Below are 11,723 nucleotides of genomic sequence, written 5' to 3' on the forward strand. Positions count from 1 at the left end.
GCATGACTGACTCGACACCCGTGGCTGTCGTGACCGGTGCCAGCCGCGGAGCGGGCCGCGGCATCGCCACCGCCCTGGCCGCCCGAGGATGGCGGGTGTACGGCACCGGCCGCCGCATCGACGAGGCCCCCGGCTGGGGCGTCGGAGTGCGGGTCGATCATCACGACGACGACGCCGTGGGCGCGCTGTTCGAACGGGTCGCGAGCGAGGCCGGCCGACTGGATCTTCTCGTCAACAACGCCGCGGTGATCTCCGACGACCTGGTGAGGCCGGAACCGTTCTGGCAGAAGCCGCGCGGCCTGGCCGACGTGCTCGACGTCGGCCTGCGGTCGTCCTACATCGCATCCTGGTATGCCGCCCCACTGCTGACCGCGCGGGAGCGGGCGCTGATCGCGTTCACCTCCTCACCCGGATCGGTGTGCTACATGCACGGGCCGACGTAGATGCCGATACGCAGAAGGAGTCACATGCCCGTCAACACCGCCGAATGGTTGTTAGCCATCGACGCTCACCCGGAGACCATCGACACCGATCTCGTTGTCGCAGTTGCCTTATCGAACGGTGACGCGGCAGTCGAAGGGGTAGAGCCTGCAGACGTCGCGGACGCTGTAGACGCGCTCGTCGGGCTCGGGTTCTTGGAGCCGGTCCTCGCGACGGACCACCCGCTGGGGGAGGAGCACGTGCTGGAGCTGCGCTTGCCCGCAGGGCTGCGCTGAGTAGGGGCTCAGCTGTGCTGACCCCGTGAGGCTCCCGTAGGGAGCCGAAGGGCGGTCGCTGAGCGGGCCCCGGTCAGACCAGGCCCCACACCCGCTCGATGCGGCTGATCTCCTCCGCGAGCAGCACGACGTTTTCCTCGTCAGCGAACCCGTAGTCGAGCTGGAAGATCTGGGTTTCGGTCAGATCGAGCAGTGGACGCAGAGACTCGAACCACGGGTGACCTACGAGGGCTCCACGGGCCGGGGGAGGGCTATCGGCCTGTTGGCGGTCGAATGCCTGCGTATGGGCGTCGTGCAGGCCCTCCCGCCACTCCTTCACCAAGGCTTGCCGATGCTCTCGCAGAGCTCTGAGCTTGTCGGACTCCTCCGCTCGGTCTAGCTTCCTCGACTCGATACGCCAACCGACGAAAGGTGTTGCCAGCGAAATCAGCATCGTTGATCCGCTGCCTATCGCGCCGCCGATGACACCTGCCCAGACCGGATCGACCATGCCCAGAATGGTGCCGCAGCCAGGAGACAGAACGCGGCAACTGACGCACCGTGTCCTCTGCACAAGGGAGCCGGCTCGGGGCTCGAGAGAGCGTGAGGTCAGTCACACTTTCATGGGGAGGCTTGAAAAACGCCCGTATATACACTATGAGACGCCACCGGCTCAGGCCGGATGCTAGGGGGCACTGACACTTTCTCGCGAAGTGTCACCTACTACTGGTTGTAGGGGTACCCGAACTTCTTCGCGAAGTTCGACCTATTACAGGGTGTAGGGGTAAACGCCGGATGGCCCTCCGAGGCACCGGCTCCACGCCGGCTGTGCCAAGAGCACACACTCTGATTTTCTCCCAGTATCAGACCTACTACTGGTTGTAGGGGGCAGTGCGATCTGACCCTCCCCGGAGTGAGCCCGCTCACACTGCTTAGGGTTTCTCGCGAACCCTCACCTACTACTAGTTGTAGGGGGTATCGGCCCAGGGCTTCGGGTTTCTCGCCAACCCGAACCTATTACAGGGTGTAGGGGTACTGACACTTTCTGGCGAAGTTTCACCTACTACAACATGAGGGGGTACTGCGCTTTCGCAGGCTCCCTGAGCAGGCTCTCGTATGTTTTCCGTGGACATACACCTACTACTGGTTGTAGGGGTACTGGTTGTAGGGGTAGAGCCTCTGGCTCCCCCTTCTCACCCCAAGCTTCCTGCTCGGGCTCAGCGGCCCCTGAGCAGGACGGCGGGATGACAGCGGCACTTCCTTCCCGCTGACGTCCCCACTGAGAGGCCCCCTGCGGCTCGGTCACCCCGAGCCTCGGGGGGTCTTCTCATTTGCCCACACCACATAGAACTACGACACCGAGGAGGTGGCCGAATGGCCCGCCAACGCTGTACCCGCCACCCGCACCGTGGCCCGCAGGACTACCGACCCACAGGCGGCTGCATCCACTGCAGTCGAGAAGCGCAGCGGCGCTACATGGCCCGCTGCCGGGACGCTCGTCGCCGGCTGCAGGCAATCGAGGCTGCACTAGCTTCCTGACGCCTCGTTGAGGCTTCCCCAGTACTGCCACCCCAGATGGGTGGCGTTAGGCCGTCCAGAGCGATCTGAGCGGCTCGCACCCGACTGAATGTCGGGGCTACTGACCACCGATGACCCGGTGGTCTTTTTCATGCCCTGAATGGGCACCTACCGAGAAGGAGAACGAATGTCGCACAGCACCCCGTTCGAGGATCTGCCCGAGTCGTGGAGGGACACGATCAAGGAGCTGCGCCGGGAGAACGCCAAGATGCGTCACCAGCGCAACGAGGCACGCGAGGCCCTAGCCGAGCTCGCCCTCAAGGTGGCGAGCCAGTGAGCCTCTGCCTACACGACAACGTGGTGAGCTGCACGGTCACATGCCTACATCGACTGAGCTCCGCAGAGCTGGAGGACGTGTTCGCTGACTACCAGCGTGTGGTCAAAGGGCTGAAAACGGCCCAGGCCGAACGCGACCGGTCCCAGCAGGAGCTGCAGGCTCTGCGGGACTACCTCGGGCCAGAGCTCCCGCAACGAAGGCGGTGCAGACGCTGCGGGGACAGGCTCCCGTATGGCAGCCGTGGCTTGTGCGCCGACTGCCGCTGATCTATTCGCCCCAGGAGGGCATCCCTTTGAGAGGCAACGATTATGGAACCATTCGAACCTGACCAGCTCTTGCTTGAGCTGCTGCAGGCCGAGCACGAGAACGGCACGTGGGTCGGCAAAGAGCTGATCAAGATCGCGAGCAAGGTCCGCAACCTCGGCGGCAACGAGGATGACTACCGCCGCTGGGTGCTCGCATCAAACCTCTGGCTGTCCTACACGGGCAGCACCGGAGACAAGATCAAGGATCAGGAGAAGCACCTCGACGGAGCGTGGGAACGTGCCCAGCGCGATGAGGACTTCGACCTGGAGGAGAGCCTGACCGCTCTCGGTGAGCGGATCAGGGCCTACGCCGATTGGCCGAAGCGAGGTACTGCTGGCCGGGACCGAGCGGTTGCGCTCGCTCTGGTGGAGTTCTGCGTCGAGCACAACTGCTTCACTCGCACGCTCTCCAGCTACGAGCTCGCCAAGTGGACGGCGGGGATCTCGCAGAAGTCGGTCAGCCGCGCTCTCTCGGCGCTCACTGACCTCGGACTGATCAGGGAACTGGACAGGACGGACAGACGGACCTCTCCGAGGTCTGCCAAGAGGTACCGGTTGAACCTGCAGTGGGCGGCTCATACCCGCCCTACCAACCCCGACAAGGGGGGTACAAATACTGACTTAAGGAGTACCGGCATAGCCTCATTGAGTCACGAGTTGCACCCCCCTCACGACGTCTGGTCCCGCAAGGGTCTCGGGCCGAGTGCCCAGCGGGTTTACGAGGTCCTCAGTGATGAGCACGTAACGGCTAGGTCGATCTCGGAGAAGACCGGGATGAACGTCCGAAGCGTGACGCGGTACCTCAAGATTCTGGCTGACCATGCTCTGGCGGGGACTGTCCCGCCGCCGCCAGGCGGTGCTCCTCGGTACTTCGTGGTCGAGACGCCGCTCGACGCGGTGGCCGACGCGCTCGGGATCTACGGGCACGTCGAGATCCGACGCTGGGAGATCGAGCAGCGACAGCGTGCCAACCGTGAGGCATTCCCAGGTGCCTACCGGAGGTTGGCCGACGAGGACGGGGCACCGCTGCCCCAGCCCGAGGCTGTCCCTACCCGAGACGAGGTCCTCGACGCAGGCCCCGACTGGAGCCGGCGATCCGCGCCAGAGCGCGTGTCAGTTCCTCGACACGTAGTGCCGACAACGGAGGACCCGTTCGCAACCGAGCCGCCCTGGCGGGCTCGGCAGGCAGCACGCCGGGAGACGTCCGAGACCGCAGCGTCCCGTGCCGTATCCCTGCAGCCGCCAGACCCGTTCGCAGCCTGACAGCTGAGAGCAGCAACACCGAGGGCCCCAGCCAACCAGCTGGGGCTCTCTTCGTTCGACCACACACAACACACACAGAAGGAGATCGAATGATGAACGAAGCTAACCAGCTGGACCGAGCGGTGATGGGCGCGGTCCTGACAGACCGGCGCGTCGGCACGACCGAGGTCTTGGAGGCACCGCTGGATCACTCCACGGTCATCCTGGGCCAGCCTGGGCTCTGGGATCAACTGGTGATCGCGACGTGGGACCACTCTCGATGAGTGGCCTGAAAGCTGAGCTGTTCCCCGAGACGTCCCCCGCAGGCCCTCCAAGCCTCGGCTCGGACACCGGGCTCTCGTTCCGCAGTTGGTGGGACACCTTCGGGTCTCGCTACGAGGCAGCCGTCCGCGAGGCTGGCGGCGAGCCTTGGACTGACTCGATGGAGGAGCGCCTTGCGCTGTGGGAGCGCCGGTACAGCCGGCCGGCTCCTCCGGTCGATCTCGGCATCCCACCGAAGGTGGGTGCCTACAAGCGCAGCGACTACGCCGCAAGCGCCTACCGAGATCCCCGGAGTTCCGTCGTGAATCGCGACGGAACCCACTACGTGGATGCCGCATGACTGTCCCTGAATTCCTCGCCGCTCTCTCCGAGATCCGGCGCGAACTGTCCGAGCTGAACCGACGAATCACCAAACTGGAGGAAGACCGATGACCGAAGGCACCACAACCCCCGACACTGGAGCTGAGTCCAACGCTGACGGCCCAGAGGGCCTGCCCGAGGGTACTGACACCGGGGAGCAGCAGGACGGCTCTGAGAGCCCAGGCTCGAAAGAGGCGCGTTACCGCATCCGTGCCCGCGAAGCGGAGACGGCCCTGGCCGAGGCTCAGTCGCGGATTGAGGCGATGAACCGGCGAGAGCTGGAGCGGCTGGCCGGTGAGGCCGGTCTGTCGCATCCGACCGATCTCCTGACCCTGAGCGCCAACGAGATCTCGGACTACCTCACCGAGGACGGTGAGATTGATCCGGAGAAGGTGGCCGCAGACGTCGAGGCCATCCTAACCGAGCGTCCGGGCCTCAAGAAGGCGCGGCGCTATGTCGATCCGACGCAGGGCCTCGGCGGCAAGGTGCCGATGCCGAAGAAACCATCGTGGGGCAGCCTGCTCGGCTGACCAATTGAACTTCGCTCGGGTCTCCGTCTGTGGCGGGGCCGAGCACAAAAGCTTGTCCCGTACAAGCAAGCGTCTGTGACGCAGCTAGATCCCGGTCTGTGACCGGGTGACGTTCCCTATCCCTATGCGGCCCTCCGAGATTCGTCAAAAGGACGAACTCTCCGGGGGCCTCAGTCATCTCTGAAGGAGATACAACATGGCAGTTCTGAATTCTGGTCTCGAAACCGCTTGGACCCCCGAGGATTACGGCAAGCTGGTCGATCTGGTCCTGGCCGAGAAGTCGATTGCGTTCCGCGCCGGCACCGTGGTCGGTACCGCGAACGAGTCGATCCGGTTCCCGATGCTCAAGGCTGACCCGGCGGTCGGCTGGTACGCCGAGAACACCCAGATCACGCTCACCGATCCGGACACCGACGAGCTCATCGTCACCCCGAAGGCGGTCAAGGGTCTGACCCAGATCAGCAACGAGGCAGCCGCCGACAGCAATCCGGCTGTCGCGGACGAGATCGGTCGAGGTCTGGCTCGCAACATCGCGAAGAAGATCGACGCCGCGTTCTTCGGCAACACCGTGGCTAACGGCCCCTCGGGCCTGCTGTCGCTGGCTGGTGTCAACGTGGTCGATACCGGCACGGTCCTGCTGGACTCGCTGGACCCGTTCCACGATGCGAAGGCCGCCGCGCTGGCTGATGGCGCGGAGGTCTCGGTGTGGATTCTGGCCCCCGATGTGGCGCTGGCCCTGAGCAAGGCGAAGACCGCCACCGACTCCAACGTCGGCCTGCTCGACGCCAACGGTGTGGGCGACGGTGTCTCGCTGGCTGGCATCCCGGTCCTGGTCTCGACCGACGTCGAGGCTGGCAATGCGTGGGGTCTGGACAGCTCGCAGGTCAAGGTTGTGCAGCGCACGGGCACCAAGGTGACCCGCTCGCTCGACGCCGCGTTCGACTACGACGCGGTCCAGGTCCGTGCGACGGCCCGCGTGGGCTTCGGGTTCACCAACCCGGCTGGCGTGGTCCGTCTGCACGACGCTGCCTGATCTGACAGCGGACGCCTAGGTCCGCTCCTGAGCGCGGTCCTCGGAGTGGCCGGTCTAACGACCGGCCCTCTGGGGGCCGTTCTCCTCTTCTCAATCAACGAAACAAGAAGGAGCAGAACAAATGTGGAATCTAGACAACCCGGACGCTGTCCGGACTATCGCCGTGATCGGCGGGAAGGTGTGGCACGTCGCGCCGGGATCACTGACCGTGGACGGGGAGATCCTCCGGTTCCGGCTGAACCGCTCGGGTCAGACCGTGCAGCTGCACGCCAGCGAGCTCGCCTCTATCGTCTCCGAGGGCACCGACGATGCCTAGTCCCGCTGACTTGGCCGCTGCAGCGCGAGCGAGGGCATCCGAGGAGACCTCCGGTCTCCGAGGGTCGGACCTCAGCTCTGCTGAGTCCTCCGCTGAGACCCCCGAGGGAGCCGACGCAGGACTCCCGACGGTACCCCCTGCCAAGCGCCGACGCCGCCGCAAGCGGTCGGGGGCCGAGGGCGTGGGAGATACAGCTCCCCGTACTCCATCAGCGAGTACCCCGCCGCAAGCACCCCGACGTATCCCGTGTGCGCGGGAGGGGTGCGTCCGGTACACCCCGGATGGCGCGGCGAGCGAGCACACAACTTGCTGTCTCCTGTGCTCTCTGGTCATGTCCCAACTGGAACGGGCACAACGGATCTGCGAGGTAACGCAAGACGCGAGTCATTGGCTCGCTGCTGTCGGACTCAGCGATGCACTGACTGAGTACTTCCGCTCGGAGACGCGAGTGCGCGGTCAGTCGATGAACCGTGGTCTCACCGCGCAGGAGTGGCAGGCGATCAGGAGAGTCACACCCCCCACGGGGGTTACCCCTGCCCCCGGCGCATGACCGGGAGGTTATGCGGACGAGAGGTCCGATGCCGTGGCATCGCTGTATTTTCCCAGCTCAGGCCAAACATCGCGAATCACGATGTTTGGGCTGACCTGCGGAGACCTCAACCGAGGTCGAGATTCGACATTCACTCAATCGAGGCCCGAAAGGAGCCTGAACATGCCTGAAAACACCGTTCCGAAGGCCCCCACGGGCCTCAAGGCCCGAGGTCGCCAGCTCTGGCGCGAGATCCAGGCCGTCTACAGCTTCGATGACGCACCGGAGAAGCAGATCCTTCTGGAGGAGGCGTGCCGTACCTCCGACGTGATCAAGCGGCTGCAGGACACCGTGGACGCCGCCGCAGATCTCCGTGTCCGTGGCTCTCAGGGGCAACCGGTGGCTATGCCCGAGGTGGCCGAGCTGCGGCAGTTCCGCGCTCTGCTGACTCAGCTGCTCAAGTCGCTGACGCTTCCGGACGATGAGGACGCTTGGACCCGCAGCCAGCTCGGTAAGGCTGGCGCACGGGCACGTTGGGGCAACCGCTGATGACGACGAACGAAGTTTGGTCGTCCGAGAGCTTCGACCACCTGGAGGTGGTCTAGCGATGGCTAGTCCCAAGAGACGCAGCCGGGGGACTTCCGATCCCACGGCGCTGGCCGCTCGTCTTCCCGCCGAGCTCCGCTCGCTGAGCTCGCATACCGACGCATTCGCCTACATGGCCGCGCTCCGTGCGTGGCTCGGCCCGCTGGCCGCTGCCGACATTGCCGAGGCCCGCCGGGGCGAGGACAAGGTGTCACCCGCCGACGTCGCCACGTCGGCTGGAGTATCAGCCGTGCAGGCGTGTTATCGGCACTGGCTCGCCTGATGCCACGCCGTAACGGCCCCCGCAGGCCGCACCAACCGTTACCGATCAACCGAATCCGAGCCGAGCTCGGGCTCCCCGAGGAGGAAACCAGAATGACGACAAGGTCGTCTAGGAGCTTCGACCACCGGAAGGTGGTCTAGCAATGGCACACGCAACCGCCGCTGATGTCGCCGCGCTACTGGCGCGTGAACTGTCAACCGAAGAGACCACGATGGTCGAGAGGCGGCTGGAGCAGGCCGAGAGGCTGATCCTGCGCCGTATCCCCGATCTGGACGAGAAGATCACCGCCGGCGAGCTGGACGAGGCCGACGTGATCGACGTCGAGGCCGAGGCCGTGCTCCGCATCGTGCGGAACCCGGACGGCTACACGATGGAGTCGGACGGCAGCTACACCTACCAGCTCTCGCAGGAGACCGCCTCGGGCAAGCTGGAGATCCTCCCGAGCGAGTGGGAGCTCCTCGGGGTCCGGGCCCGAGGCATGTTCCAGATCGTGCCGAACGTCGCACGCAGCACTTGGGACGGGAGGCTCGCATGAGCCTCCTCAGCCGTGCAACCGACGTCGTGACCGTCTTCCCCGAGGAGGCGGTTACCGACTCTGACGGCAACACCAAGACCCGAGCATCTGCGGTCGGCATAGTGGCGAAAGCCGTTGTGCAGCCGATGGTTCAGTTCGTCGGCTCCGAGAAGGCCGAGATCGGATTTGAGACCGAGGAGCGGCTCAGGCTGCGACTCGTCGGCTGGCAAGGCGGCGAGCTCGGCGCTCAGTCGCAAGTGGAGTGGCAAGGACGCCGCTACAGCATCCACGGTGAGCCACGCCGGTATGGCGGGTCTCGTCGGACAGCGCACGTGATCTACCAGCTCGTCCGCAAGTGATGGGTACGCAGAAAGTGCGTCCCCCTGCCGTCGCGATTCACGATGTCAGCTCGCTGAGCAGGGGCCTAGCGTGATCAGACCGGCGCAGGTTGTCCTCCCGCTGCTCCGTGCGGCTCTGCCAGGGGCCTCGGTCGTCTCCGAGGTTCCGGACGTGGACTATCGGACGTTCCCTCTCGTCCTGGTCCGGAGAGCCGGCGGGCCTCGCCTGGCGAAGGCCCCGAGGCTGATGTCTCTACCGGAGATCGAACTGTCGGTGTACTCCGACGAGGGCCTGGTCGAGTGCGAGCAGCTCTACGAGGACGCACTGGAGGCGCTGTACGCCGCCCAGCACGCTCAGACGGTCGTCCCTGACGTCGGCTACCTGCATTCGATCCGTGAGGCTCAGGGAGCGACTGACGCGGAGTCCCCGTTCGCAGACAGTTGGGCCGTAGCCGGAACTATCCGGCTCGGCGTGAGAGCTCCCCGTCCCTGACGGGTAGCGATGGTTCAAGGAACCATCCGCTTGGGCGTCCGCAGCTCGGAGTGAAGGGTGTCGCGATTCGCGACCCCCCGTTGACGCAGGTCAGGCCAAACCTATCGAATCGGTATGTTTGCAGGTCACGCCACTATCGTGATTCGCGATGTCCGGGCTGACCAGGGGTAACGATTCGTTACGGCAGGGGGTAACGATTCGTTACACCCCCGCGCTGAGCAGGAGTCTATCAATTCGATAGCCCCTTCTGACCTGCGGAATAACCTCCGGACCACCCCCTCAGTAGAGGGGGGTCCACCGAATGGACACCCTCGGGGGTCATCCAGTTGATGACACCCTCAGTCGGGGACTCCGCTAGGCCACGCTGTGGCCGACGCCCCCAGGTACCCGGACCTAGTCCGGTACCCCGTGCTTCCGGCGCTCCTCCAGAGACGCCGTCTCGTCCAGCGGCACGGGTGAGTGGATCTCGGCATGCCAGACGCCGCCGTTGTTCTGATGCCGTTTGCCCACCCCGGAGATCCCGATGCGGATCGTGATACCGGCACGCTTGAGCAGTTCCCGCCGCTCGGCGGGTTCCGCTGCCTGCTCCCACGCATCCCGGTACTTCCGGCCTGTCGGTCGGTCCTCGTACCGGCCCTCTCGGGTCGGTGTGGACTCCAGCTCGGCTATCCGGGCGTCCAACGCGCTCAGCTGCCGCTGTAGTCGATCCTGAGCGGCTCGGGACGTCATCCGTCCCGCCGTAGCGGACAGCTCGTCAAACGCCGCCAGGGCGGCTCTCAGCTCGGTCTCGTGGTTGTCTCCGGGCACCCACACGCGCTCGGTGACGTCTCGACTGCCGTAGTCGTCCAAGAACGTGGTCTCCGCGAGCTCTTCGGCTGCATCCGCAGGGATCAGCGAGGAGCAGGCTTTCGGGCACCGGTAGTACCGGTAGACGCGTCCGCTCTTCTTGTTCGTCGTGAGCGTCAGCGTGGTTCCGCAGAAGAAGCACGCAGCGATACCGGCGAGGGGGGCCGGCTGCGCCCGCTCACGCGGTGCGCCGGTCGTCCGGTCGAGCTCAGCGAGGATCAGCTCGCGCTCGTCGTCTGAGACCAACGGCTCGGCCATCCTGACGGGCTGGCCCTGGTCGTCTCGGACGGTCACACCACCGAGGTGGGCGTGTCCGACCAGCGTCGGTGATCGGAGCATGTGCTTCAACGGCCACGTTCGCCACGTGCCTTCTGTGGCAGGCGGTTTCCCCACAGAGACGCGGTAGTGATCGGCGGGAGGCAGGATGCCGTCCGCGTTCAGCTCGCGGGCAATCCGTCCGAGCGGCTGCCCGTCAAGGACAGCGTCCACGATGCGCCGCACCACCGCGTGCGCCTTCGGGCACTCACACGGTGAGCTGCCCTTTGGACAATCTCGCCTGTGCGAGATGGTCTCGTCTATCTGCAGCACCTTCCCCGAGCCCTGCTCGGCGGGGACCACCCGGTAGCCGTATGGTGGCCTGCCTCCGGGCCACCGGGCCGTCTCGCGCAGCTTCCGGCGAGAGGAGATGGTCCGCTCTCGGATGGCCTCCAGCTCGCCCTCCGCGAGGAACGCGATCACGTTCGCGATCAACCGACCGACAGGGGTACCGAGGTCGATGGCCTCGGAGCAGGAGACCACGGTCTTGCGGTGGTCGATGCACCACCCGAAGAGCTTGTTCAGCCGGATTGCGTCTCGACCGAGGCGGTCGAGCTTCCAGCAGACGATGACGTCGAAATCGTCTGCTCGGTTGGCGAGCCAGTCGCCCAGTCGGGGAGTGTCGAACGGGTCCACCGATCCGGAGACGTCGGTGTCCTCGGCCCAGCCGATGACCTGATGTCCGTTCGCCTGAGACCAGCTCTCGACAGCCTCCCGCTGTCGTTCGATGGACGTGGACTCATCCGATGCGACAGAGAGTCGCAGCCTGCCTAGTACTCGCATGGTGCGATGCTACGCTGGTTCTGCGCCAGGACATGCACGGCCCGGCCTACGGCGCCCAGAAGGCGGGTGTCGACAAGATGGCCGCGGACATGGCGGTCGATTTCCGCGGCACCGGGGTCGCGACGGTGTCGATCTGGATGGGCATCCTGCTCACCGAGCGGCTGCGCAGCGCCTTCGACGGCAAGCCAGACACCCTCGCCGAGTTCGCCTTGCAGGCCGAAACCCCGGAGTTCACGGGCCATCTCATCGACGCGCTGTTCGCCGACCCCGGTCTCGGGGAGCTCAGCGGACGAACTGTGATCGGCGCCGAACTGGCGCGCACCTACGGGCTCACCGACGCCGACGGCCGTATTCCGCCATCACACCGGGAGATGCTCGGCGCTCCGCGCGAACCCAGTCCGGTGATCGTGCGCTGAGGA

General features: G+C 65.5%; 15 protein-coding genes and 2 pseudogenes. 15 read left to right on the forward strand and 2 right to left on the reverse strand.

Annotated features, from left to right (window positions below; all coding sequences use genetic code 11):
- Positions 1-2 precede the first annotated feature (2 nt).
- Positions 3-437: pseudogene (locus tag G6N45_RS14275) on the forward strand (SDR family NAD(P)-dependent oxidoreductase); the annotation flags it as partial.
- A gap of 30 nt (positions 438-467) precedes the next feature.
- The gene (locus G6N45_RS14280) at positions 468-716 is read left to right on the forward strand and encodes a hypothetical protein (RefSeq protein WP_163722900.1); all 249 of its coding nucleotides are present in this window, start codon (positions 468-470) and stop codon (positions 714-716) included.
- Positions 717-789: 73 nt separating this feature from the next.
- Here G6N45_RS14280 and G6N45_RS14285 read toward each other — a convergent pair whose 3' ends face one another.
- On the reverse strand, positions 790-1,206 hold the full coding sequence (locus tag G6N45_RS14285; RefSeq protein ID WP_163722901.1) for a hypothetical protein: 417 nt from the start codon (positions 1,204-1,206) through the stop codon (positions 790-792).
- A gap of 1,194 nt (positions 1,207-2,400) precedes the next feature.
- On the opposite strand from G6N45_RS14285, the gene G6N45_RS14290 reads away from it, so the two are divergent.
- The 12 genes from G6N45_RS14290 (at position 2,401) to G6N45_RS28040 (ending at position 9,360) form a co-directional block, all read left to right on the forward strand.
- Positions 2,401-2,550, forward strand: a complete 150-nt coding sequence (locus G6N45_RS14290; RefSeq protein ID WP_163722902.1) for a hypothetical protein — start codon at positions 2,401-2,403, stop codon at positions 2,548-2,550.
- 335 nt (positions 2,551-2,885) lie between these two features.
- Positions 2,886-4,118 (forward strand): hypothetical protein, encoded by a 1,233-nt coding sequence (locus G6N45_RS14295; protein WP_163722903.1) that lies wholly within the window; start codon positions 2,886-2,888, stop codon positions 4,116-4,118.
- Between the two features lie 89 nt (positions 4,119-4,207).
- The gene (locus G6N45_RS14300; RefSeq protein WP_163722904.1) at positions 4,208-4,381 is read left to right on the forward strand and encodes a hypothetical protein; all 174 of its coding nucleotides are present in this window, start codon (positions 4,208-4,210) and stop codon (positions 4,379-4,381) included.
- A gap of 158 nt (positions 4,382-4,539) precedes the next feature.
- Positions 4,540-4,719, forward strand: a complete 180-nt coding sequence (locus G6N45_RS14305) for a hypothetical protein (RefSeq protein ID WP_163722905.1) — start codon at positions 4,540-4,542, stop codon at positions 4,717-4,719.
- 88 nt (positions 4,720-4,807) lie between these two features.
- Positions 4,808-5,269 (forward strand): hypothetical protein, encoded by a 462-nt coding sequence (locus tag G6N45_RS14310; RefSeq protein ID WP_163722906.1) that lies wholly within the window; start codon positions 4,808-4,810, stop codon positions 5,267-5,269.
- 196 nt (positions 5,270-5,465) lie between these two features.
- Entirely contained in the window at positions 5,466-6,302 is an 837-nt protein-coding gene (locus G6N45_RS14315; RefSeq protein WP_163722907.1) for a phage major capsid protein, read from the forward strand.
- Between the two features lie 121 nt (positions 6,303-6,423).
- Complete coding sequence (locus G6N45_RS14320) at positions 6,424-6,618, forward strand: hypothetical protein (protein WP_163722908.1); 195 nt, start codon at positions 6,424-6,426, stop codon at positions 6,616-6,618.
- 712 nt (positions 6,619-7,330) lie between these two features.
- The gene (locus G6N45_RS14325) at positions 7,331-7,696 is read left to right on the forward strand and encodes a hypothetical protein (protein WP_163722909.1); all 366 of its coding nucleotides are present in this window, start codon (positions 7,331-7,333) and stop codon (positions 7,694-7,696) included.
- 58 nt (positions 7,697-7,754) lie between these two features.
- A complete protein-coding gene (locus G6N45_RS14330) occupies positions 7,755-8,015 on the forward strand; it encodes a hypothetical protein (protein WP_163722910.1) in 261 nt (86 codons plus the stop codon).
- A 142-nt stretch (positions 8,016-8,157) separates the two neighbouring features.
- Positions 8,158-8,550, forward strand: a complete 393-nt coding sequence (locus tag G6N45_RS14335; RefSeq protein WP_163722911.1) for a Gp19/Gp15/Gp42 family protein — start codon at positions 8,158-8,160, stop codon at positions 8,548-8,550.
- The gene (locus G6N45_RS14340; RefSeq protein ID WP_163722912.1) at positions 8,547-8,888 is read left to right on the forward strand and encodes a hypothetical protein; all 342 of its coding nucleotides are present in this window, start codon (positions 8,547-8,549) and stop codon (positions 8,886-8,888) included. The genes G6N45_RS14335 and G6N45_RS14340 overlap by 4 nt, the downstream gene beginning before the upstream one ends.
- 226 nt (positions 8,889-9,114) lie before the next feature.
- Positions 9,115-9,360 carry a phage tail termination protein gene (locus G6N45_RS28040; protein WP_246228689.1) on the forward strand — a complete coding sequence of 82 codons (246 nt, stop codon included), beginning with the start codon at positions 9,115-9,117 and terminating at the stop codon, positions 9,358-9,360.
- Between the two features lie 393 nt (positions 9,361-9,753).
- Here the strand turns inward: G6N45_RS28040 and G6N45_RS14350 are convergent, their stop codons facing one another.
- A complete protein-coding gene (locus tag G6N45_RS14350) occupies positions 9,754-11,304 on the reverse strand; it encodes a recombinase family protein (protein ID WP_163722914.1) in 1,551 nt (516 codons plus the stop codon).
- Here G6N45_RS14350 and G6N45_RS14355 point away from each other — a divergent pair.
- Positions 11,295-11,720 (forward strand): annotated as a pseudogene (locus G6N45_RS14355) (short-chain dehydrogenase); the annotation flags it as partial. The gene G6N45_RS14350 and the pseudogene G6N45_RS14355 sit on opposite strands and share 10 nt — an antisense overlap.
- Positions 11,721-11,723 lie beyond the last annotated feature (3 nt).

Source organism: Mycolicibacterium psychrotolerans (genome assembly GCF_010729305.1).
Taxonomy (GTDB): domain Bacteria; phylum Actinomycetota; class Actinomycetes; order Mycobacteriales; family Mycobacteriaceae; genus Mycobacterium; species Mycobacterium psychrotolerans.

Excerpts from the sequence above, each read along its gene's own strand:
- G6N45_RS14280 (WP_163722900.1), top strand. The coding sequence starts at position 468 with ATGCCCGTCAACACCGCCGAATGGTTGTTAGCCATCGACGCTCACCCG.
- G6N45_RS14285 (WP_163722901.1), bottom strand. The coding sequence starts at position 1,206 with ATGGTCGATCCGGTCTGGGCAGGTGTCATCGGCGGCGCGATAGGCAGC.
- G6N45_RS14290 (WP_163722902.1), top strand. The coding sequence starts at position 2,401 with ATGTCGCACAGCACCCCGTTCGAGGATCTGCCCGAGTCGTGGAGGGAC.
- G6N45_RS14300 (WP_163722904.1), top strand. The coding sequence starts at position 4,208 with ATGATGAACGAAGCTAACCAGCTGGACCGAGCGGTGATGGGCGCGGTC.
- G6N45_RS14305 (WP_163722905.1), top strand. The coding sequence starts at position 4,540 with ATGGAGGAGCGCCTTGCGCTGTGGGAGCGCCGGTACAGCCGGCCGGCT.
- G6N45_RS14310 (WP_163722906.1), top strand. The coding sequence starts at position 4,808 with ATGACCGAAGGCACCACAACCCCCGACACTGGAGCTGAGTCCAACGCT.
- G6N45_RS14315 (WP_163722907.1), top strand. The coding sequence starts at position 5,466 with ATGGCAGTTCTGAATTCTGGTCTCGAAACCGCTTGGACCCCCGAGGAT.
- G6N45_RS14320 (WP_163722908.1), top strand. The coding sequence starts at position 6,424 with ATGTGGAATCTAGACAACCCGGACGCTGTCCGGACTATCGCCGTGATC.
- G6N45_RS14325 (WP_163722909.1), top strand. The coding sequence starts at position 7,331 with ATGCCTGAAAACACCGTTCCGAAGGCCCCCACGGGCCTCAAGGCCCGA.
- G6N45_RS14330 (WP_163722910.1), top strand. The coding sequence starts at position 7,755 with ATGGCTAGTCCCAAGAGACGCAGCCGGGGGACTTCCGATCCCACGGCG.
- G6N45_RS14335 (WP_163722911.1), top strand. The coding sequence starts at position 8,158 with ATGGCACACGCAACCGCCGCTGATGTCGCCGCGCTACTGGCGCGTGAA.
- G6N45_RS14340 (WP_163722912.1), top strand. The coding sequence starts at position 8,547 with ATGAGCCTCCTCAGCCGTGCAACCGACGTCGTGACCGTCTTCCCCGAG.
- G6N45_RS28040 (WP_246228689.1), top strand. The coding sequence starts at position 9,115 with ATGTCTCTACCGGAGATCGAACTGTCGGTGTACTCCGACGAGGGCCTG.
- G6N45_RS14350 (WP_163722914.1), bottom strand. The coding sequence starts at position 11,304 with ATGCGAGTACTAGGCAGGCTGCGACTCTCTGTCGCATCGGATGAGTCC.